This window comes from Faecalibacterium gallinarum (genome assembly GCF_022180365.1).
In the GTDB taxonomy this organism is placed as follows: Bacteria; Bacillota; Clostridia; order Oscillospirales; family Ruminococcaceae; genus Faecalibacterium; species Faecalibacterium gallinarum.
The window spans coordinates 1-20361 of the sequence record NZ_BQKV01000007.1 but is presented as its reverse complement, the minus strand read 5'-3'; the positions used below and the strand labels follow the sequence as shown (position 1 = coordinate 20361).

The window sequence follows — 20361 nt, the reverse complement described above, 5'->3', positions numbered from 1 at the left end:
CCATGAAGATTTTAGCAGTAGATTACGGCGACAGCCGCACCGGGCTGGCGGTGTGCGACCCCAGCGAGCTGCTGGCCACCCCCCTGAAACCCCAGATTGAAGAAAAATCCATGGCCAAGGTGGCCGCCAAGGTCTGCGAGGCCGCCAAGGAAAACCGGGCCCAGCTGATCGTTCTGGGCCTGCCCCGGAACATGGACGGCACCGAGGGCGCCCGGGCCCAAAAGAGCCGGAAACTGGGGGCCATGCTGGAAGAGATGAGCGGCCTGCACGTCCGGATGTGGGACGAGCGCCAAACCACCATCACCGCCGCAGGCATCCTGAGCGAGAACGGCACCTTTGGCAAAAAACGGAAGGCCATTCTGGACGCGGTGAGCGCCTCGGTCATCCTGGAAAATTATCTCGCCTGGCGGAAGAATCACCCCGGCGAGGAATAACCCCAGCTTTTTTCAACCAACAAGGGGCCGCCCGGTGGAAAATTCACCAGGCGGCCCCTTGCTTTGTCTTTTGTTATCCTTCGGGCTGATAGGACGCGATGGTCACGCTGTTGATGGTGACCACCCCGGTGGTCTGGCCCGACTCATCGGTCTGGAGCTGGGTCTGGGCGATGGCGTCCACCACTTCCATCCCCTCATATACCTGACCAAAAACGGTGTCGGTGTAATCGAGATAAGGCGCGCCCCCCGCGGCCTGGTAGGCGTCCATGACCTCCTGCCGGTAGCCCTGGGCGGTCATCTGGTCGGTGAGTTCCTGATCCAGCCCGCCGGGCAGGGTCTGCATCACATAAAAGACGCTGTACCCCAGCCCGTCCTCCGCCGTGGCCGCACAGAGGGCCCCCGAATAGTGGTGGAGCTGGTCGGTGGCCTCCACCGGGTAACCCTTGCCGTTCCAAAGGGTGGTCACCTGGCCGTCGGCGGTCTGCCCGGCCCCAATCACAAAGCCCGATTCGGTGCGGGTGAAGGTCAGGCCGTTGTAGTAGCCCCCCTGGGCCAGGCCGATGAAGTTTTCGCAGGCCTGGGGCGCCAGATCCGGGTAGAGCACCGCCCGGAACTGCCCCGCCGAAGTATCAAAAATGGCGATGGTATCCCCCGCCGACGGGCCCGCGAACTGGCGCTCGGCGGACTGGACCGTCGGGCGGTCGATCTTGGTATTCCCCTCGCTGGTTTTGCCGCAGCCGGCCAGGGCCAGCGCCGCCGCCAGGGCCAGCCCCAGGGCCAGCCAGCGAATTTTAGGATGCATAATTTTCACCTTGCTTCATATCCTTGTATTGTGTCCGCCAGAAAGCGGACCCGCCCGGCCCGGCGGGAGCGCCCCGCAAAGCCGGTGTATTTTTTAGTATAGCATAAAAAACGGTGGGACGCGAGGGTCTGTCCCGGTAAAATTTGAGGGCCGGTTTTTCCGCAATTCCCATCTTGACGAGCGGAACAAAAAACGCTACACTATACTCGTAACAGGGGCCGGCCAAAGGCCCAATCCCCCACAAGGACAGGAGAATTGTCTTATGGCAGAGGAAAACAAGAATATCACTCCCGAAGAGGAATACGAGCCCGATCTCATGACGCTGGAAGACGAGGACGGCAACGAGGTCACCTTTGAGGTGATCGACGCGCTGGACCACAAAGGCGTCCATTACCTGGCCGTGGTCGAGTATGTGGAAGATGAATCCCAGCTCGACGAGGATGCTCAGCTGGTTATCCTGAGCGTCGGCGAGGACGAGAACGGCGAATATCTCGACGTCGTGGAAGACGACGAAACTCTGATCGAGGTCAGCAAGCTGTTTGAGCAGCGTCTGAGCGAGAACTTCGATATCGAGTAACATCCCTATGGCAGAATCCTGCCCGGCTCGACTTGTTGCGGTTTATATGATCCTACTAATCAATCATTGGGAGCTTGGCGTCCGCCGGCAGATTGCAGACCTCCCCGTTAGGGCTCGACCCTAGAGGCTCGATGAGGAAGCGCGAAACCGGCGGCAGGGCACCCACCTGTCCGTAAGGGTAGGTTTGATTAGCCGCAGACGACCGGGCGGGATTTTCTTTTTATTTGTTTGTTTTTTTGTTGTTTCTGTACCTTTTGACTCGGAACCCGTCGAAGGCTCCCCGGGAGTTTTGGACGGATTTTTTATAATATGGCGGCCCGCGCCCGGTTGCGGCGGCGCAGGCCGGAAAGGAAGTGCAAGGCCATGCGGTCAGAACACCTGATCGGTACATCCATCCCCCGTTTCACCTACGACACTCCCCTTGCGCCGGGCAACGATTTCTATGCCCTGTGCCAGGGCAGCGAGCTGCTGGCCATGATCTTCCTGCCTGCCTTCGGCCACCCCATCGCCCGGGAGTACATCGCCCGTTACCTGAAAAGCCTCGGCCAGCTCAAAGGGGTGCGGCTGGCCTGTGTGGTGCGCTCCAGCTCCCAGGAGGTTGCCTCGGTGCTGGAAGGGCGGGACTTCCCCTTCCCGCTGATCTGCGACGGCCAGGGGGTGCTGTATAACTTTATGGGGGTGGAACAGGCGGGCATCCTCCAGAGCTGGAGTTTTGCGGCCCAGCGGATCTTCAAAAACGCCCGGGCCCAGGGGTTCTCCTACGACAAAAACGCTCCCCAGATGCTGCCCTTGACCCTGGTGATCGGCCCGGAGGGGAAAATCCTTTTCGCCCACTACGGCCGCAGCCTCACCGACCTGCCCGAAGACTGCGGCACCATCCGCTCCATCTGCGAGGAGGTGCGCCGGGTGTCTCAAGCTGCGGGCAAAAAATCCGACCCCGCCCGCTCGGACGAAACCCTGACCCTGCCCGATCTGGCCCAGGCGCTGGGCCGCTCCCCGGAAGAAGAGGAATCGGACGCCATGTCCTCCCTGTTTTTCTGATTGATATTTTCCATGTACTTCCCGACACTGTCTGCGGCCCCTGGCCGTGGGGCAGTGCCGGTTTTTTTGTTATTCCTCGCCGACTTGTTCCGAGAACAGGGTGGGGATGCCGCAGATGGCCGCCACGCCCACCAGTGTGAACACGATCCGTGACCACACCGACGCGCTGCCGCCCAGCAGCCAGCCCACAAAATCGAACTGGAACAGCCCGATCAGGCCCCAGTTGATGCCGCCGACGATCGTAAGCAGGATACAAATTTTATAAAAGGTCTGCACAAAAAAGACCTCCTTCCCGCAGATAGGATACCCTGGGGGAAGGAAGTTTATTCATTGCCGCCGAGCGGTTAGTTTTTCAGGGACTGCATGGGGGCGGGCAGACGGCCGCCCCGGTTGATAAAGATCGAGGGGTCACGCTGGTTCACCGGCATGATGGGGCCGTAACCCAGCAGGCCGCCGAAGTCCAGCACCTCGCCGGCTTTCCGGCCGATGGCAGGAATGACGCGGACGGCAGTGGTCTTGGAGTTGACCATGCCGATGGCCGCCTCGTCGGCAATCAGGCCGCTGATAACGGCGGCGCTGGTGTCGCCGGGGATGATGACCATATCAATGCCCACGCTGCACACGGCGGTCATGGCTTCCAGCTTTTCGATGGTCAGGCTGCCGGACTCGGCGGCCCGGATCATCCCCTCGTCCTCACTGACGGGGATGAAGGCGCCGGACAGGCCGCCCACATGGTTGGAGGCCATGACGCCGCCCTTCTTGACGGCGTCGTTCAGCAGGGCCAGGCAGGCGGTGGTGCCGCAGCAGCCGCACTGGGCCAGGCCCATCTCCTCCAGAATGTTGGCCACGCTGTCGCCGATGGCCGGGGTGGGGGCCAGGGACAGGTCGATGATGCCGGCGGGCACTCCCAGCTCCTGGGAGACAAGCCGGGCCACCAGCTGGCCCACCCGGGTGATCTTGAAGGCCGTCCGCTTGACCAGCTCGGCCACCTGGTCCACCGGGGCGTCCTTGGGCAGGCGGGCCAGAGCGGCGCGGACTGCGCCGGGCCCCGAGACACCCACATGGATCTCACAGTCGGGCTCGCCGGGGCCGTGGAAAGCACCCGCCATAAAGGGGTTATCCTCCGGCGCGTTGCAGAAGATGACCAACTTAGCCGCGCCGATGCACTGGCGGTCGGCGGTCATCTCGGCGGTCTGACGGACCACCTGGCCCATCCGCTTGACGGCGTCCATATTCAGACCGGCTTTGGTGGCTCCGATGTTCACCGAGCTGCACACAATGTCGGTCTGGGCCAGGGCCCGGGGGATGGAATCAATCAGCCGCAGGTCGCCGGCCGAGAAACCCTTCTGGACCAGGGCGGTGTAGCCACCCACAAAGTTGACCCCCACTTTCTTGCCGGCGGCGTCCAGAGCCTTGGCAAAGTTGACGGGGTCGGCGTCGGGGCAGGCCCCCAGCAGCATGGCGATGGGGGTGACGCTGATCCGCTTGTTGATGATGGGGATGCCGTACTCGGCGCTGATGTGCTCCACCGCGGGCACCAGGTTGGCGGCCTTGGCGATGATCTTATTGTAAATTTTCTGGCAGGCTTTTTCGGGGTCCGGGTCAATGCAGTCCAGCAGGCTGATGCCCATGGTCACGGTCCGGACGTCCAAATTCTCCTGGGTGAACATCTCGATGGTTTCGAGGATGTCCCCCTTGTTAAACATGCTCATTCCTTCTGTGCCCTCCCTCAAATGGTGTGCATCGCGTCAAAGACTTCCTGCCGGGTGAGGTTGATCTGCATCTCCATCTCCTGGCCCAGAGCCTCCACCCGGGCCCGCAGCTCCTCGTGGGTGACGTTGCACCCGGCCAGATCCACCAGCATAATCATGGCGAACATCCCCTGCAGAATGCTCTGGGAGATATCCTCGATGTTGATGTTCAGCTCACTGCACAGGGTGGACACCCTGGAAACGACACCCACGGTGTCACGGCCAACAACGGTAATAAACGCTTTCATAATTCCCATCCCTTTTCTGTTTTTTGGGCCTGTAACGGCGAGATGTTCTGCGGCTTTGGCATGGGGCCCGCCCCATGTCTTTACAGTATAGCAGATTTGACGAATTTTGAACACTCTTTTTGGAAAAAAGCGCGGATCGCCGCTTCATGCTCCTAAAAACAGGGGGTGCAATCCCGCGCGGGCTGTGTTATACTGGGGCATACGATCGATGCAATACAAGGAGTGTTTGTGCTATGGAACAGCTTTTGAAGATTCTGGAAAACAACGCCCGGCTCCCTGTGGAGGATATCGCCGCCATGCTGGGCAAATCCCCGGCCGAGGTTTCGGCCATGATGGACCTGGCCCGGGCCCAGGGCCTGATCAAGGGTTACAAGACCCTGGTGGACTGGGAGAAGGCCGGCGTCGACCGGGTGGAGGCCGTCATCGAGCTCCACGTCTCCCCCAAAAAGAGCCGCGGCTTTGATGAGATCGCCAACACCATCGCCTCCTTCGACGAAGTGGAGAGCGTCCTTCTGATGAGCGGCGGCTACGACTTGCAGCTGGTCATCAAGGGCAAGACCTTCCAGGAGATCGCCCTCTTTGTGGCCAAGCGCCTGTCCCCCCTGGACGACGTTCTGTCCACCGCCACCCACTTTGTGCTCCGCACCTACAAGCGGGAGGGCAAGCTGTATCAGATGGATGAAATTGACGAAAGAGAGCTGCTGTAATGGAGTACGAAAAATTGATTGCGCCTGCTGCGGCGGCCATGCGCCCCTCCGGCATCCGCAAATTCTTTGATCTGGCCGCCGAGATGCCTGAGTGCATCAGCCTGGGGGTGGGCGAGCCGGATTTCAAAACCCCCTGGGCCATCCGGGAAGCGGGCATCGACAGTCTGGAACACGGCCGCACCCGCTATACCTCCAACGCCGGCCTGAAAGAGCTGCGGGTGGAGATCTGCCGCTACCTCAAGCGCCGGTTCGAGCTGGACTATGATCCCCTTCACGAAGTGCTGGTCACGGTGGGCGGCAGCGAGGCCATTGATATGTGCGTCCGGGCCCTGGTGAGCCCGGGGGACGAGGTCATCATCCCCGAGCCCTGCTTTGTCTGTTATGAGCCCATCACCACCCTGTCCGGGGGTGTGCCGGTCCACCTGCCCTGCCGGCTGGAGGATGAGTTCCGCCTGAACGCCGAGGCCCTGCGCCAGGCCATCACCCCCCGCACCAAGCTTTTGATCCTGCCCTTCCCCAACAACCCCACCGGCGCAGTGCTGGAGCGGGAGGACCTGGAGGCCATTGCCGAGGTGCTGCGGGGCACCAATGTGATCGTCCTGTCCGATGAGATCTATTCGGAGCTGACCTATGGCGCCAACCGCCATATCTCCATTGCCTCCCTGCCCGGGATGAAGGAGCGGACGGTGGTGGTGAATGGCTTCTCCAAGAGCTACGCCATGACCGGCTGGCGGCTGGGCTACGCCTGCGGCCCGGCCCCCATCATCCAGATCATGACCAAGATCCACCAGAGCGCCATCATGAGCGCCCCCACCACCAGCCAGTACGCCGCCATCGTGGCCCTGAAAGAGTGCGACAAGGAAATCGAGCAGATGCGGGACGAGTACAACATGCGCCGCCGCCTGGTGGTCAAGGGGTTCAACGACCTGGGCCTGACCTGCTTTGAGCCCAAGGGCGCGTTCTACGCTTTCCCCTGCATCCAGTCCACCGGCATGACCAGCCAGGAGTTCTGCACTCGGCTGCTGGAACAAAAGCATGTGGCCCTGGTGCCCGGCGACGCCTTCGGCGACTCGGGTGAGGGGTACTGCCGGGTGTCCTACGCCTACTCGGTGGAGCACCTGAAAGAAGCCCTGAAACGGATCGGCGAATTTTTGCAGGAGATCGGCGCCCCCTGCGCAGAGCAATGACCGGCGCGCCGGTATGGGTCCAGAGGGCGGATCGGTACGACCCCGCCCTCTGTGAGGCGGCGGTGGAATCCCTCTTTGCCTCCCTGGACTGCACCCGGGAGATCGGCCCCGAGACCAAAATCCTGCTGAAACCGAACCTCCTGGCCAAGGCCGACCCCGACCAGGCCGTCACCACTCACCCCGAGATTGTGCGGGCGGTGATCCGAGCCTGCAAGCGGCGGGGCGCTTTGTGCGAGAATATCACGGTGGCCGACTCGGCCGGCGGCATCTATAACCCCGGCCAGATGGAGGCCCTCTACCGGGTCAGCGGGCTGGCCGACGTCTGCGCCGAAGAAGGGGTCTGCGCCTACACCACCTGCGAGACGGTGATCGTCCCCGCCCAGGGCAAGGCGGCCCAGCAGTTCGAGATTCTGCGGCCGGTGGCCCAGGCAGATTTCATCATCGATCTGCCCAAGCTGAAAACCCATGTGATGACCGGCCTGACCGCCGCCTGCAAAAATTTGTTCGGGGTGATTCCCGGCCTCAAAAAGGCCGAGTGGCATATGCGCTACCCCGACCGGGAGCGGTTCGGTGAGATGCTGATCGACCTTTTGGAGACCGTCAAGCCCCGGATGGCCCTTCTGGACGCCGTCGTGGGGATGGAGGGGGACGGCCCCTCAGGAGGCGAGCCCCGCTCTCTGGGTCTGCTGCTGGCCAGCGAGGACCTGCCCGCCCTGGACCTGGCGGCGGCTTATCTGATCGGCCTGGACCCCATGCGGGTGCCCTATCTGGCGGCCGCCCAGCGGCGGGGGCTCTGCGGTACCGCCTTTGAGCCCGGCCAGCTGGCCGGGGACACCGCCGCCTTTGTTCCCCCCACCCCGGCCTGGAAGCTGCCCGTCAGCTTCGCCCAGGGGGGCGAAGGGAGCACCGATTTTGCCGACATGCGATTCCCGGGGCTGCTCCGCCCGGCGGCCAAGGCCGCCGAGCATCTGCTGGCCCCCCACCCGGTGATCCGGGCGGACAAGTGCATCGGCTGCGGCAAGTGCGCCGAGATCTGCCCCCAGCACACCATCCGCATCCTGAACGGCCGGGCTCACATCCGCTCCCGGGACTGCATCCGCTGCTTCTGCTGCCACGAGATGTGCCCCGTCAAGGCCATCGCCGTCCAGCAGAGCAGCATCTTCCGCCATTAAACCGCCAAAGGAGGCCCCTCTATGAAACCCTGCCAAAGCGTCACCGTGCTGGCCCCCGCCAAGCTGAACCTGGCTCTCGACGTGGTGGGCCTTCTGCCCAGCGGCTACCACGACCTGGACATGACCATGCAGGCCATCACCCTCTATGAGCGGGTCAACCTGCACCGCAGCCAGAACCTGACCTTGCAGATGCCGGGCAGCCGGGTGGCCGTCAACGACAAGAACACCGCCATCAAGGCGGCCATGGCTTTCTTCCACTACACCGGACTGCTGGCCGGGGTGGACATTACCATTTATAAGAGCGTCCCCGTGCGGGCGGGGATGGCCGGCGGAAGCGCCGACGCCGCCGCCGTGCTGGTGGGGATGAACGCCCTGTATGGGGCGGGCCTCTCCATGAGCGAGCTCTGCGCCCTGGGCGCGGGGATCGGGGCAGACGTTCCCTTTGCCCTGATGGGGGGCACCTGCCGGGTCCAGGGGCTGGGAGATCTTTTGAAACCTCTGCCCCCCTGCCCCGACTGCTGGTTCACCGTCGTTATGCCCGACTACGGCATCTCTACCCCCGAGGCGTTCGCGGCCTATGACCGGGTGGGCTCCTCGGTCCACCCCGACTGCGCCGCTCAGGAAGCCGCCATCCGGGCCGGGGATCTGGCCGGGCTCTGTGAGGCCGCGGGCAACGCCCTGGAAGAGTGCAGCGGCGCTAAGGATACCGCCGCCATCAAGGCCGCCCTGCGGGCAAACGGCGCCCTCACCGCCCTAATGACCGGCAGCGGCGCAGCGGTGTTTGGCATCTTCGCCCAGGAGTCCCAGGCCCGGGCCGCAGCGGAACAGCTGAAAAAACAATACCCTCAGGTGTACATCGCCCGGCCCGACCGGGGCGGGGCCCGGGTTCTGCGGGCGTACCGCGCCGGGCGCTGAAATTTCCAGAAATTGTATAAAGCCCAAACGGCAGACCCAGACTTTCGGTAACAACACCGAAGAAAGGATCTGCCGTTTTTATGTTTGCTCTGCCCTTTGATTCCTCCCACCTTCTGTCCCGCAGGCAGATGGGTCTTTTATGTACATCCCTGCTGCTGGGTCTTTTGCTGGCAGCCGCCCCGGGCCGCTGGTTTGCGGCCCAGCAATCCACCGGCGAAGCGCTCCGGGCCGACACCCTCCGGCTCCACGTCCGGGCCGACAGCGACGGGGTGCGGGACCAGACCCTTAAATTGATGGTGCGGGACGCCCTGCTCCAGCTCACCGAAACCCTCTGGGGGGATGCAGACACCCAGCAGGAGGCACTGATCTGTGCCTCCCGGAACCTGGTTCGGTTCCAGCTGACTGCCCGCCATGCCCTGGCCCGGCTGGGGGTATCAGTACCGGTGAAAGTCTCTCTCCAGAACATGTACTTTGACGCCGCGGATTACGGCAGCTTCCGGCTGCCGGCGGGGCGGTACGACGCTTTGCGGGTGGATCTGGGTGCCCCGGACACCTACGGCCGGAACTGGTGGTGTGTGCTCTACCCGGGGCTCTGCCTCTCGGCCTGCGCCAGCTACGACACCCCCGCCGAGAACGATCTGGTCTGCGGGGATTATGTTATCCGGTTCCGGGTGGTGGACTGGTGGCAGAGCCTGACCGCCTCCCGGGAAGACCGTCCCCTCCTGGTGGTGGAGTGAATCGGCACATCCCGCCCCGGCCCCGCATACACTGGGGCATAGGAGGTGTGTTTACACTATGGCAAAACCTGAATATTACGCAATGCTTCAAAACGGCTCCAACGGCCCCGACGTCGCTCTGGTCCAGATCTGGCTGAACGGCGTGCGGGGCAACTGCCTCAACTACCCGGTTCTGACCGTGGACGGAGGCTTTGGCTCCAAAACCAACGACGCGGTCCGCCAGTTCCAGACCCAGAACAACCTGACCGCAGACGGAAAAGTAGGCCAGAACACCTGGAATGCACTGTACAACCGGTACATCCAGAACCACAGCAGCGCCGAGCAGTACCCCGGCATCGCCATGCGGAACGGCCAGGCCGGCGCCACTGTTAAGAGCGCCCAGCAGCGGCTGAACCTCAAGGGCGCCACCCTGAGCGCCGATGGCAAGTTCGGCTCCAAAACCACTACGGCGGTCCGCAACTTCCAGAGCATCAATGGTCTGAGTGTGGACGGCGTCATCGGCCAGAACACCTGGGCGAAGCTCTACGCCTAAGATTTTCCCTTCTGCCTGCTCCGAGTGAGCAGGCGGGCCGCGGATGCGCTGCATCCGCGGCCCTTTTTGTTCGGGGGTATTTCCGCCCGTATGCCGGGCAACCTAAAGGCGGAGGTGTATGCTATGAATTCTCTGACCCCATTCATCCGCCACGAAATGGACAACCTGCCCGGCCCCAAGGCCCGCCCAGGGGCCGCCAGCAGCCGCAACAGCCCGCCCCTGGGCCGGGCCCCGGTTTCTGCCGCTCCGGCCGATCCCAACCAGCCCGGCGGCGCTCCGGCCCCGGCGCCCCATCCCCCGGCAGGGCCCGGGCAGACCCCTCACCCCGGGCCGGACAGTATTCCCCGGGGGGCCGTGCCCTATACCGACGGCACCCCCGCCGCCAGCCGCCAGAAAAACGCTGAGAGTTTCCTGGCCGGGACCACCCCCGGCGTCATGGCCGCCTATATGCCGGAGAACAACCGGGTGGAGTCCAAAGACACCGACCCCCGCCGGGCCCGCCCCGCCCAGCAGGACGACGAGACAGTCCAGCGGCTGGTGGAATGGCGGGAGGAGGCCCCCTACGGCTAAAACCGCCGGATGAAAGGAATTTTTTCTGAATATTTTGATTTTCCGGTTGCAATCTCGCGGCGCTTCTTTTATTATGATATAAAATCACAATAAAAGGCAGGTACCGCATTATGGCAGAGATCAAATACGAAGTGGTTCAGCGCATCGCTGTGCTGTCCCAGCGCCCCAGAGGCTGGGAGCGCCAGCTCAATCTCATCAGCTGGAACGACGCCGAGCCGAAATATGACATCCGCGACTGGTCGCCGGACGGCACCCGGATGGGCAAGGGAATCTCCCTGAGCCACGACGAGCTGGCCATCCTGAAGGGCATCCTCAACGACCTGGACGATCTGGAGCCGTGAGATGACGGACCGGGAAGAATTCCTCCAGATTTTCCGCCAGCATGTCACCCGCCCCGGGGCCGACAAGCTGCTGTACTGGCTGGAGAACAAGACCGACTTTTTCCGTGCGCCGGCCTCCACCCGGTTCCACGGGGCCTGTGAGGGCGGGCTGTGCATGCACAGTTTAAACGTCTACCATGCGCTGCACGACACCTTCTTCCAGGAGGGAGACAGCGAGGAGAGCTTCGCCATCTGCGCGCTGCTCCACGACCTGTGCAAGGCCAACTACTACAAGCCCGGCACCCGAAACGTCAAAAACGAGGCCACCGGCCAGTGGGAGAAGGTTCCCACCTACACCGTAGAGGATCTGTTCCCCTATGGCCACGGGGAGAAGAGCGTCTTTCTGATCGAACGGTTCATGCATCTGCGGGTCGAGGAGGCTGTGGCCATCCGCTGGCATATGGGCGGCTTCGATGACGCGGCCCGGGGCGGCTGCTACGCCATCTCAGAGGCTTACGACCGCTACCCCCTGGCCGTCAAGCTCCACATCGCCGATCTTCAGGCCACCTATCTGATGGAGCACGGCACCAGCGCTGCCCGCTGACCTGCCCCCCAACACGCAAAAAATACCCCCCGGCGCCCAAGGCTGCCGGGGGGTATTTTGGGTTTCGTTTAATGTAAGGGGATGCCCTCTTGCTCCATCAGCCGCTCCATCTCGTCCAGCAGCTGGAGAGAGAGATCCTCCAGCTCGCTTTTGTTGGCCGGTGTCTGCGAATCTGCGGGCCGGGCCGCCGGAGCCTGGGTACAACGGGGCGTTTCGACACGTTCCGCCACCGCACGGCGCGGTTCTTCCTCGATGGCCTCAAAATGGGGCAGTTCCTGCTTTTGTTTCAGGGAGACGCCTCGTTCCCGGGCCTGCTCGCAAAGCTCCTCCATCTCGGCGTTTTCCCGCCGGAGAGACAGCATCGCCCGCTCGTAGGCGAACAGCTGGGTCTGGTACCGGCGAATCTCCGCCTGGGCGGCGGCCAGTTTCCGGGTCAGGACCTCAACCTCGCTCTCGGCACGCTCTGCATTGGCGGCCGCGATGGTCTCTACCGCGTTGTGCTGGGCCAGGTTCTGCCGCAGCGCGCTGTTTTCTTGTTCCACCAACGCCATCCTCCTCTCCAATGCAGAAAATTTCTCCTGAGCGAGGCGGCGCTCAGCGTCGCCGACGGCCTGAAGGTTCCTGACACAGCGGATCACGTCGTATTTCCGGTAGCCGAACAACGCCGTCCGGAACCGCAATTCCTCTCGTGCCATAGCCATTTCCTCCCGCCTCGCCGCAAAGGCGCCTCCGGGCGTCAGATCACTTGCGCTTGTTCAGGATGGCCAGCAGCTCGTCGTAGTAACGGTTGTCGCTGCTCTCCTCCTCCACCGGCTGGCTGGCCGGTTTGGCGGAGCCGGGCGCGGTGCCGTCGGCGGTAAAGACCGCGCCGGTAGACGCAGTCTGGCTGCTGACAGCGTTGCTGATGGTGGAGCGCAGGGCGTCGCTGACCTTGTTCTCAAAGCCAGTGGCCACCACGGTAATCTTCATCTCGTCGGAGAGGTTCTCATCGAAGGCAGTACCCCAGATGATGTTCGCATCGGGGTGAGCGCTCTGGGTGATCAGGCCGGCAGCGGTCTCCACATCCTCCAGGCCGATGTCGGGACTGGAGGTGATGTTGATGATGACGCCGTGGGCGCCGGCAATGCTGGTCTCCAGCAGCGGGCTGGAAACAGCAGCCTTGGCGGCGTTCTCGGCCTTGCCCGCGCCCTTGGCGCTGCCCACGCCCATATGGGCGTAGCCGGCGTCCTTCATGATGGAGCGCACGTCGGCGAAGTCCAGGTTAATGAAGGCGGGCACGTTGATCAGGGCCGAGATGGACTCGACGCCCTGGCGCAGGACGTTATCGGCCGCCTGGAAGGCGTTCATCAGGGTGATCTTCTCCTGGCTGATCATCTTCAGCCGCTCGTTGGGAATCACGATCAGGCTGTCCACGTGCATCAGCAGGTTGGCGATGCCCTGCTCGGCCAGGCCCATCTTCCGCTTGCCCTCAAAAGAGAAGGGCTTGGTGACGATGCCCACCGTCAGGATGCCCAGGTCGTGGGCCACCTCAGCCACCACCGGGGCGGCGCCGGTACCGGTGCCGCCGCCCATGCCGGCGGTAATAAACACCATCTGGGAGCCCTTGAGCGCGTTGGCGATCTCGTCCTTGCTCTCCTCGGCAGCCCGCTGGCCCACGTCAGGGTCTGCGCCCGCACCGCGGCCCTTGGTCAGCTTGGAACCCAGCTGAACTTTCACAGTAGCGTGGTTTTTGGCCAGGGCCTGCTGGTCGGTGTTCATCGCAATGAACTCAACACCCTGCAGACCGTCAGCAACCATTCGATTCACAGCGTTGCCGCCACCGCCGCCCACGCCGATTACCTTAATTGTGGTAACGTTTTCGTCCAATTCTTCATCAAGCATCAAAGCCATAATTTTGTCCTCCATGTGAGAATATCGCAAACTGCGCACTGCCCCTAAATGGCACAGATTTTTTATCATAGTACAGCTATATAGTTGTATCGTATCATCTTTTGACTCTGATTGCAAGCCATTTTTTCCTTTTTGAAATTCTTTTTTTGAATTGAAGTGGCCCCGGCGGGGTTACTCAGGCAATTCGTGCCCCAAGGGCCGACAGAGTATCCCCCAAATCTGCATAACCCCTCTGGATGTATTCCATTCCCTCAATCCGGCTGGTTCCCCGGGCCCCCAGAGCCGCCACCACCAGGGCCGCGCCGCCCCGCAGATCGGGCGCTTCCACCCGGGCGCCGCAGAGGGTTCGGGTGGGTTCGATGTGGAGGATCCGCCCCTCGTCCCGCACCCGGGCCCCCATCCGGGCGAACCCCTCGGCGCAGCCGAACCGGCGCTCGAAAATCTGGTCCCGGATGCTGCTGGGGCTGTCGGCCCGCAAAAGGGCTGCCGCCAGCAGGGGGGCCGCGTCGGTGGCGAGCCCCGGGTAGACCCCGGTGCTCACCTGACCCACCCCGTGCAGCCGGCCCAGCCGGGCGACGGTGACCTCCGCCCGGCTGCCGGCCCGCTCCACGGTACAGCCCATCTGACTGAGCAGCCCCAGCACCGGGCGGAAGGTGACCGGGCGGCAGCCCTCCATCTTCACCCGGCCCCCGGCGGCAGCCACCGCACAGGCGATGGTGGAGGCAAAAATCCGGTCGGGCAGCGGGGCAAACACCGTCCCCATCAGACAGCGGCGTCCCTCCACCCGGATCACCGGGCTGCCCGCTCCCTCGATTCGTGCGCCGCAGAGATTCAAAAAATCCGCCAGATCGACAATTTCCGGCTCACAGGCAGCCCCCCGCAGGGTGGTCCGCCCCCGGGCTGTGGCCGCCGCCAGCAACAGCGTTTCGGTGGCCCCCACGCTGGGCAGACGGAGGGTGTACTCCACCCCGTGGAGCCCGCCGGGGGCCGTCAGCACCAGCCGCCCTGCTCCGCCGGGCTGCATCTGGGCCCCCATCTGCCGCAGCCCATCGATGTGCAGGTCAATGGGCCGGGCGCCGATGCAGCAGCCCCCGGGGAACACCGTCTCCACCCGGCCCAGCCGGGCCAGCAGCGGGGCGGCAAACAGGATGGAGGCGCGCATCTGCCCGGCCTCCTGTTCGGGCAGGCGGCAGCGCTGGGGCGGCCCCTCCACCACCAGATCACTGCCCTTCCGGCGGGCCTCACAGCCCACCCCACGGAGCAGGGCCAGGCTGGCCTCCACATCCAACAGGCGGGGCACCCCGCACAGCCGCACCGTCCCCTCACAGAGGAGGGACGCCGCCAGCAGCGGGAGCACACTGTTCTTGGCCGCCGGTATCCGCACTGTTCCATACAAAGGCTGACCGCCCACCACTGTCATCGTCCCACTCATAGAAAAATCCCCCGTTTCGCAAAAGATACCCTACGGTATGCAAAACGGGGGAATTCTGTGCCAAATGGACCACAAACCGCCCACCGTACAAACCGGGGGCGCATTTCTTGTGTAATTTGTCGAATTTCAGGGGGTAAAACTAGGTTTCTCCGCGGGAGACCGAGAGGACAATTCCCATCTCCCCCAACAGCATCATCAAACTGGTTCCGCCGGAGGAAAAGAAGGGCAGGCTGATGCCGGTGTTGGGGATGGTATTGGTGACCACGGCGATGTTCAGCACCGCCTGAAGGGCCACCTGGACCACAAACCCCACCACCAACAGAGCCCCGAACCGGTCGGGGGCGTTGACCGCCAGGGTGATGCCCCGCAGCAAAAGCAGGACAAACAATAGGATCACCGCGCAGGCCCCGATGAACCCCAGCTCCTCGCAGACGATGGAAAAGATAAAATCGTTTTGGGGTTCCGGCACAAAGAGATGTTTCTGCCGGCTGTTGCCCAGCCCCAGGCCGGTGGCCCCGCCCGAACCAATGGCATAAAGGCTCTGGATGGTCTGGTGGCCGTCCCCCAGGGGGTCGGCAAAGGGGTCCAGCCAGGAGTTGAGACGGTCGGCGGCGTAGGGCACCAGGTCGGGCATAATGACCACCGCCGCGGCGATGGCCGCCGCGCCCCCGGCCCCTGCCATCAAAAACCATTTGATTCCGGTGCCGCCCACGAACATCAGCACCGCCCCGATGCCCAGGATCAGCAGAGTGCCCGAGAGGTGGGGTTCCAGCAGCATCAGGGCCGCCACCACCCCCAACACCAGACCAAAGGGCAGCACCCCCACCGAGAATTCCTTCATCCGGGTATGGTTTAGGGAAATGATATGGGAAAAGGTGAGCACCACCGCAAATTTGGCGATCTCACTGGGCTGGAGAGTGCCCACCCCGGGGATCACCAGCCAGCGTTTGCAGCCGTTGTACTCGGGCATAAAGAGCACCACCACCAGCAGCACCAGGGACAAAGCCAGCAGGGGCCAGGCCAGTTTATGGTAGATATGATAGTCCACCCGGCTGGCCACCCACATGGCCGCCAGCCCCAGAGCCGCATAGAGCAGCTGGGGCCGGATATAGGTATACGGGTCGCCTCGGCGGTAGAGCGCCACCGCGTAGCTGGCGCTGAACAGCATCACCAGCCCAAAGGCCACCAGGGTCAGCACCAGAATCAAAAAGGGCAGGTCCACCGCCGGCTGGACCGAAAGCCGGATAAAGCCCCGCTTTTTCCGGGGCGGAGTCCAGCGGGCCGTGACAGGCTCCTGCATCTGCGGCCGCCTCCTTTCGCAAAAAACCGGATGCCCGGCCGGGCACCCCTAGTATTTTACGCAGGAAAAACCCGGCTTAGTCATCCCGGCATATCCCCCCTGCCCGGCCGCATAGATTGTTGCGGGAAAGGAGGCGTCTTGTCTATGGGTGATTGGATCCGCCCCGTACCGGAGCGGGCACTGCGCACCCGGGCCCGGCTGGTGGCCGGTCTGTTTTGCGCGGTCTGCTTTTTAGGGTTGGCGGTGCGGCTGTTTTATTTGCAGCTGGTGGGCAGCGGCTGGTATTCCGAGCGGGCCCTGGGCCAGCAATTACAGGATACGGTGGTACCCGCCGACCGGGGCAAAATTTACAGCGCCGACGGCACCTTATTGGCCGCCAACAGCAGCTGCTGGACCCTGCGGGCCAGCCCCCGGGAGATGCCCGAGGATAAACTGGAACTGGCCGCCCGGGGACTCGCCCAAATTCTGGAACTGGACGAGGCCGATCTTTTGGAAAAATTCCAGCAGCGCAGCTCCAACGACTGTCTGCTCCGCTACCGGGTGGACCGGACCATGGCCGACGCGGTGCGGGATTTCTGCGAGGAAAACCAGATCACCGGCATTCGGATCAACCAGGACTCCAAGCGCTGGTACCCGGAAGGGGAGTTTCTGGCCTCGGTGCTGGGGTTCACCAACGTGGACAATGCCGGGGTTTCGGGGCTGGAACTGGAATACGATGACGTGCTCACCGGGGAAAACGGGGTGGTTCTGACCGCCGTCAACGCCTGGGGCTATACGCTGGAACAGAGCTACGCCACCGAACAATACCCGGTGGAGGGCAACAGCCTGGTGTTGACCATCGACGCCAACATCCAGCGGTATCTGGAAAACGCCCTGAACTATGCGGTGCAGGAGCACAATGTGGCGGCCCGGGCGGTGGGGATCGTGATGGACGTGAACACCGGGGCGGTGCTGGCCATGTCCACCACCCCCGCCTATGACCCCAACCAGCCCCGGGTGATCTACGATGAGGCTACTCGGGCGGCGGTGGACGCCCTCTCGGGGGAGGAGCGGGCCGCCGCCCTCCAACTGGCCCAGCAGACCCAGTGGCGGAACAAAGCCGTCAGCGATCTGTACGAGCCGGGCAGCGTCTTTAAACTCATCACCTGCGCCGCCGGGCTGGACGCCGGGGTAATCCAGGCGGGTTCCACCTTCTACTGCGGCGAGTCCATCTCGGTGGCGGGGACCAAATTCCACTGCGCCAACCACAGGAGCCACGGCACCCAGAGCGTCACCCTGGCCCTGATGAACTCCTGCAACCAGAGTTTCATCCAAATCGGCGCCCGGCTGGGCAAGGAGGCTTTCTGCGATTACTTCGCGGCCTTCGGCCTGCGGGAGGCCACCGGCATTGATCTGCCCGCCGAACCCAAAAAGAGCCTTTATTACACCGCCGAGCAGATGGGCCCGGTGGAGCTGGCCTCCTGTGCCTTCGGCCAGAGCAGCAAGGTGTCCTATATCGAGATGGCGGCGGCGGTCTGCGCCGTGGTCAACGGGGGAAACCTCATGCGGCCCTATGTGGTCTCCGAAATCCGGGACCCCGAGGGCGAGACCCTGGACAAAATCGAGCCGGTCTGCACCCGCCGGGTGATAAAAGAAGAGACCTCCATCACCATGCGAAAGATGATGGAGGCCGTTGTTGAAGGCGGAGGCGGTCAGAACGCCAAAATCGCCGGGTATCGTGTGGGGGGCAAGAGCGGTACCAGCCAAAAGCTGGACAGCGAGGACGAAACCGCCCGGATCGCCAGCTTTGTGGCGGTGGCGCCCATCGACGACCCGCAGTTCCTCTGCCTGGTCTGTCTGGACGAACCCCACAGCTGGACCACGGCGGGCGGCAGTCTGTCGGCCCCGGTCTGCGCCGAAGTGTTGGAACAGACCCTGGTCTATAAGGGCGTGCCCCGGGCCCCCGCTGAGGACGAAGCCCAGAACACCGCCGAGACGGCGGCCGAGCTGCCCGCCGACGGGGACAGTTTTTACGGCGCTTGAATCAGCTCTGGTGGGGCTGGGGGCGGAAGACGATCTCGCCGGTGGTGGAGTCCATAGACTCAATGATGGCCAGGGACTCCAGCTGGACGCCCTTGCTGCGGACCAGCTCGCCGCCGGCCTGGAAGCCCTTCTCGATGCCGATGCCGATGCCTTCCACGGTGGCTCCGGCCTCGGCGGCCAGCTCCAAAAGGCCCATCAGGGCGCAGCCGTTGGCCAGGAAGTCGTCCACAATCAGCAGATGATCCTCGGGGGTGAGGAACTTTTTGGAGACGATGACGTTGTAGATCTTCTTGTGGGTGAAGGACTGGATCTGAGTCTCGTAGTTGTCGTAATCCAGGTTAATGCTCATGGATTTCTTGGCAAAAACCACCGGGACGTTCAGCTCGCTGGCCACCACCGCAGCGATGCCGATGCCGCTGGCCTCGATGGTCAGTACCTTGTTGATGGGTTTGCCGGCGAACAGCCGCTTCCACTCCCGGGCCATCTCGCGGAACAGCGCGATATCCATCTGGTGGTTGATGAAGCTGTCCACCTTCAGCACGTTGCCTTCGCGGATGATGCCGTCTTTGCGGATCCGATCTTCGAGCAGTTTCATAAATCCTATATCCTCCCGGTATAAACCATTTTTGGATTTGTCTGTGCAGGGATGTATTTATAACAACAGTATACTTGATGGGCACAGGTCTTTGCAATACCGGAATCCGCCTAAATTTGACATAAAACTTTCCCGGATTTTAGGCCAGGGGGATAAAAGTCTTACTTTGCCGAAAATTACAGAAACCGGCCTCCGGGCGGGAATAATTTTCAGCTTGTTATCTCTTGTACTTTTGTCGCATTTTGAGTATACTCGAAACAACATTCAAAAAATCCGGGCCAGGGGCCCGGTTTGGGCTGCGCTCTGCGGTGCGCAGCGGGGCCGGCGGGGTGTCCGGCCGGCACAACTGGAGGAGGAAAAAACCATGAAAACCGGGTTGGTTCTGGAAGGCGGCGCCATGCGGGGGATGTTCATCGCTGGCGTCACCGACGTACTGATGGAGCACGGCGTCACCTTTGACGGCGCTGTGGGCGTTTCGGCCGGGGCGGTGTTCGGCTGCAACTACAAATCCCATCAGCCGGGCCGGGTCATCCGCTACAACCTCGCATACTGCAACGACCGCCGTTACGCCAGTTTGAAGAACTGGCTGCGCACCGGCGACGTATACAGCGAGACCTTCTGCTACCACGAGATCCCCGAGCATCTGGACCCCTTCGACACGGAAACGTTCCGCAATTCGCCCATGGAGTTCTATGTGGTCTGCACCGATCTGCGGACCGGCAGCCCCATCTACCACAAATGCCGCACCGGCGATGCCGACGATCTGCGCTGGATGCAGGCCTCGGCCTCCATGCCGCTGGCAGCCCGGGTGGTCAAAATCGGGCCCTATTCCCTTTTGGACGGCGGCGTGGCCGATTCGATCCCGGTGCGGTTCTTCGAGTCCATCGGCTACCGGCGGAACGTCATTATCCTGACCCAGCCCAAGGGCTACGAGAAAAAGAAGAATAAGCTTTTGCCCCTGATGCAGGCCCGGCTGTTCCGGTACCCGGCGTTCCTGGCGGCGGCGGCAGACCGCCACGAGCGGTACAACGAAACCCTCGGTTACATCGCCATGCAGGAAGAGGCGGGCACCGCCCTGGTGATCCGGCCGCCGGTACCCCTGGAGATCGGCGCGGTGGAGCGGGACCCCATCCAGCTGCGCCGGGTCTACGAGACCGGCCGGGCCGTGGCGGAAAAACAGCTGGATCGGGTGCAGGAGTTCCTGGCCAGCGCCAAAGCCACCGAATAATCCATATAAAATTGCGCCAGGCCTCCGCCAAAACAGCGGGGGCCTGTTTTTGCGGGTGGAAAGTCCCAAAAAACAGTTGACAACCGTTTAAATCCGTGCTAATATGTATAGGCGGTCCGGCGCTGCCGGTCCTGAAGTGAATCTGGGCGTGTTCCCGAGTGGCCAATGGGGACAGACTGTAAATCTGCTGCTTTTCAGCTTCGGTGGTTCGAATCCACCCGCGCCCACCAAAAACCCGATGCTTTGTAAAAAGCATCGGGTTTTGTGTTTTTAACCTACAGAATCACAGAAGCGGGG

General features: G+C 62.7%; 23 protein-coding genes, 1 tRNA gene and 1 other RNA gene. 16 read left to right on the top strand and 9 right to left on the bottom strand.

Features of this window, described 5'->3' with window-relative positions:
• Positions 1-2 precede the first annotated feature (2 nt).
• Positions 3-434 carry a Holliday junction resolvase RuvX gene (ruvX, locus tag JCM17207_RS00670; protein WP_238315525.1) on the top strand — a complete coding sequence of 144 codons (432 nt, stop codon included), beginning with the start codon at positions 3-5 and terminating at the stop codon, positions 432-434.
• A 73-nt stretch (positions 435-507) separates the two neighbouring features.
• Here ruvX and JCM17207_RS00665 read toward each other — a convergent pair whose 3' ends face one another.
• Positions 508-1236 carry a peptidylprolyl isomerase gene (locus JCM17207_RS00665; protein WP_238315524.1) on the bottom strand — a complete coding sequence of 243 codons (729 nt, stop codon included), beginning with the start codon at positions 1234-1236 and terminating at the stop codon, positions 508-510.
• A 262-nt stretch (positions 1237-1498) separates the two neighbouring features.
• Between JCM17207_RS00665 and JCM17207_RS00660 the strand changes: the two genes are divergently transcribed.
• The 3 genes from JCM17207_RS00660 (at position 1499) to JCM17207_RS00650 (ending at position 2854) form a co-directional block, all read left to right on the top strand.
• Positions 1499-1813 carry a DUF1292 domain-containing protein gene (locus JCM17207_RS00660; protein ID WP_238315523.1) on the top strand — a complete coding sequence of 105 codons (315 nt, stop codon included), beginning with the start codon at positions 1499-1501 and terminating at the stop codon, positions 1811-1813.
• Between the two features lie 12 nt (positions 1814-1825).
• Positions 1826-2030: non-coding RNA, 6S RNA (gene ssrS / locus JCM17207_RS00655), on the top strand.
• A 146-nt stretch (positions 2031-2176) separates the two neighbouring features.
• A complete protein-coding gene (locus tag JCM17207_RS00650) occupies positions 2177-2854 on the top strand; it encodes an AhpC/TSA family protein (RefSeq protein WP_238315522.1) in 678 nt (225 codons plus the stop codon).
• A gap of 69 nt (positions 2855-2923) precedes the next feature.
• Here JCM17207_RS00650 and JCM17207_RS00645 read toward each other — a convergent pair whose 3' ends face one another.
• The 3 genes from JCM17207_RS00645 to JCM17207_RS00635 form a co-directional block, all read right to left on the bottom strand.
• Positions 2924-3130 carry a DUF378 domain-containing protein gene (locus JCM17207_RS00645; protein ID WP_238315521.1) on the bottom strand — a complete coding sequence of 69 codons (207 nt, stop codon included), beginning with the start codon at positions 3128-3130 and terminating at the stop codon, positions 2924-2926.
• Between the two features lie 68 nt (positions 3131-3198).
• Entirely contained in the window at positions 3199-4566 is a 1368-nt protein-coding gene (locus tag JCM17207_RS00640) for a PFL family protein (RefSeq protein ID WP_238315520.1), read from the bottom strand.
• 17 nt (positions 4567-4583) lie between these two features.
• A complete protein-coding gene (locus tag JCM17207_RS00635; RefSeq protein ID WP_238315519.1) occupies positions 4584-4853 on the bottom strand; it encodes an ACT domain-containing protein in 270 nt (89 codons plus the stop codon).
• Between the two features lie 233 nt (positions 4854-5086).
• On the opposite strand from JCM17207_RS00635, the gene JCM17207_RS00630 reads away from it, so the two are divergent.
• The 9 genes from JCM17207_RS00630 (at position 5087) to JCM17207_RS00590 (ending at position 11597) form a co-directional block, all read left to right on the top strand.
• Positions 5087-5560: an Lrp/AsnC family transcriptional regulator gene (locus JCM17207_RS00630; protein ID WP_238315518.1), complete on the top strand. Its 474-nt coding sequence runs from the start codon at positions 5087-5089 to the stop codon at positions 5558-5560.
• On the top strand, positions 5560-6747 hold the full coding sequence (locus tag JCM17207_RS00625; RefSeq protein WP_238315517.1) for a pyridoxal phosphate-dependent aminotransferase: 1188 nt from the start codon (positions 5560-5562) through the stop codon (positions 6745-6747). The genes JCM17207_RS00630 and JCM17207_RS00625 overlap by 1 nt, the downstream gene beginning before the upstream one ends.
• On the top strand, positions 6744-7919 hold the full coding sequence (locus JCM17207_RS00620) for a DUF362 domain-containing protein (RefSeq protein ID WP_238315516.1): 1176 nt from the start codon (positions 6744-6746) through the stop codon (positions 7917-7919). The genes JCM17207_RS00625 and JCM17207_RS00620 overlap by 4 nt, the downstream gene beginning before the upstream one ends.
• Before the next feature lie 21 nt (positions 7920-7940).
• Positions 7941-8834 (top strand): 4-(cytidine 5'-diphospho)-2-C-methyl-D-erythritol kinase, encoded by an 894-nt coding sequence (gene ispE, locus JCM17207_RS00615; RefSeq protein WP_238315515.1) that lies wholly within the window; start codon positions 7941-7943, stop codon positions 8832-8834.
• A gap of 80 nt (positions 8835-8914) precedes the next feature.
• Positions 8915-9571, top strand: coding sequence for a stage II sporulation protein R (locus JCM17207_RS00610; RefSeq protein ID WP_238315514.1), 657 nt, complete (start codon positions 8915-8917; stop codon positions 9569-9571).
• Between the two features lie 58 nt (positions 9572-9629).
• Positions 9630-10103: a peptidoglycan-binding domain-containing protein gene (locus JCM17207_RS00605; protein WP_238315513.1), complete on the top strand. Its 474-nt coding sequence runs from the start codon at positions 9630-9632 to the stop codon at positions 10101-10103.
• Between the two features lie 123 nt (positions 10104-10226).
• Complete coding sequence (locus JCM17207_RS00600; RefSeq protein WP_238315512.1) at positions 10227-10673, top strand: hypothetical protein; 447 nt, start codon at positions 10227-10229, stop codon at positions 10671-10673.
• A gap of 110 nt (positions 10674-10783) precedes the next feature.
• On the top strand, positions 10784-11014 hold the full coding sequence (locus JCM17207_RS00595) for a YdbC family protein (protein WP_238315511.1): 231 nt from the start codon (positions 10784-10786) through the stop codon (positions 11012-11014).
• 1 nt (position 11015) lies between these two features.
• Positions 11016-11597: a hydrolase gene (locus JCM17207_RS00590; RefSeq protein WP_238315510.1), complete on the top strand. Its 582-nt coding sequence runs from the start codon at positions 11016-11018 to the stop codon at positions 11595-11597.
• 68 nt (positions 11598-11665) lie between these two features.
• Here the strand turns inward: JCM17207_RS00590 and JCM17207_RS00585 are convergent, their stop codons facing one another.
• From JCM17207_RS00585 to JCM17207_RS00570, 4 genes are all read right to left on the bottom strand, one after another.
• Positions 11666-12292 carry a hypothetical protein gene (locus JCM17207_RS00585; RefSeq protein ID WP_238315509.1) on the bottom strand — a complete coding sequence of 209 codons (627 nt, stop codon included), beginning with the start codon at positions 12290-12292 and terminating at the stop codon, positions 11666-11668.
• A gap of 46 nt (positions 12293-12338) precedes the next feature.
• Entirely contained in the window at positions 12339-13487 is a 1149-nt protein-coding gene (gene ftsZ / locus JCM17207_RS00580) for a cell division protein FtsZ (RefSeq protein WP_238315508.1), read from the bottom strand.
• A 175-nt stretch (positions 13488-13662) separates the two neighbouring features.
• On the bottom strand, positions 13663-14919 hold the full coding sequence (locus JCM17207_RS00575) for a UDP-N-acetylglucosamine 1-carboxyvinyltransferase (RefSeq protein WP_238315507.1): 1257 nt from the start codon (positions 14917-14919) through the stop codon (positions 13663-13665).
• 139 nt (positions 14920-15058) lie between these two features.
• A complete protein-coding gene (locus JCM17207_RS00570) occupies positions 15059-16219 on the bottom strand; it encodes an FtsW/RodA/SpoVE family cell cycle protein (RefSeq protein ID WP_282449807.1) in 1161 nt (386 codons plus the stop codon).
• A 144-nt stretch (positions 16220-16363) separates the two neighbouring features.
• Here JCM17207_RS00570 and JCM17207_RS00565 point away from each other — a divergent pair, with 144 nt between their 5' ends.
• Positions 16364-18241, top strand: a complete 1878-nt coding sequence (locus JCM17207_RS00565) for a peptidoglycan D,D-transpeptidase FtsI family protein (RefSeq protein WP_238315506.1) — start codon at positions 16364-16366, stop codon at positions 18239-18241.
• 1 nt (position 18242) lies between these two features.
• On the opposite strand, the gene JCM17207_RS00560 is transcribed toward JCM17207_RS00565, so the two are convergent.
• Positions 18243-18836 (bottom strand): xanthine phosphoribosyltransferase, encoded by a 594-nt coding sequence (locus tag JCM17207_RS00560; protein ID WP_238315505.1) that lies wholly within the window; start codon positions 18834-18836, stop codon positions 18243-18245.
• 364 nt (positions 18837-19200) lie between these two features.
• Between JCM17207_RS00560 and JCM17207_RS00555 the strand changes: the two genes are divergently transcribed.
• Both JCM17207_RS00555 and JCM17207_RS00550 read left to right on the top strand, forming a co-directional pair.
• Positions 19201-20064, top strand: coding sequence for a patatin-like phospholipase family protein (locus JCM17207_RS00555; RefSeq protein WP_238315504.1), 864 nt, complete (start codon positions 19201-19203; stop codon positions 20062-20064).
• 144 nt (positions 20065-20208) lie between these two features.
• A tRNA-Tyr gene (locus JCM17207_RS00550) sits at positions 20209-20294 on the top strand.
• Positions 20295-20361: the final 67 nt, after the last annotated feature.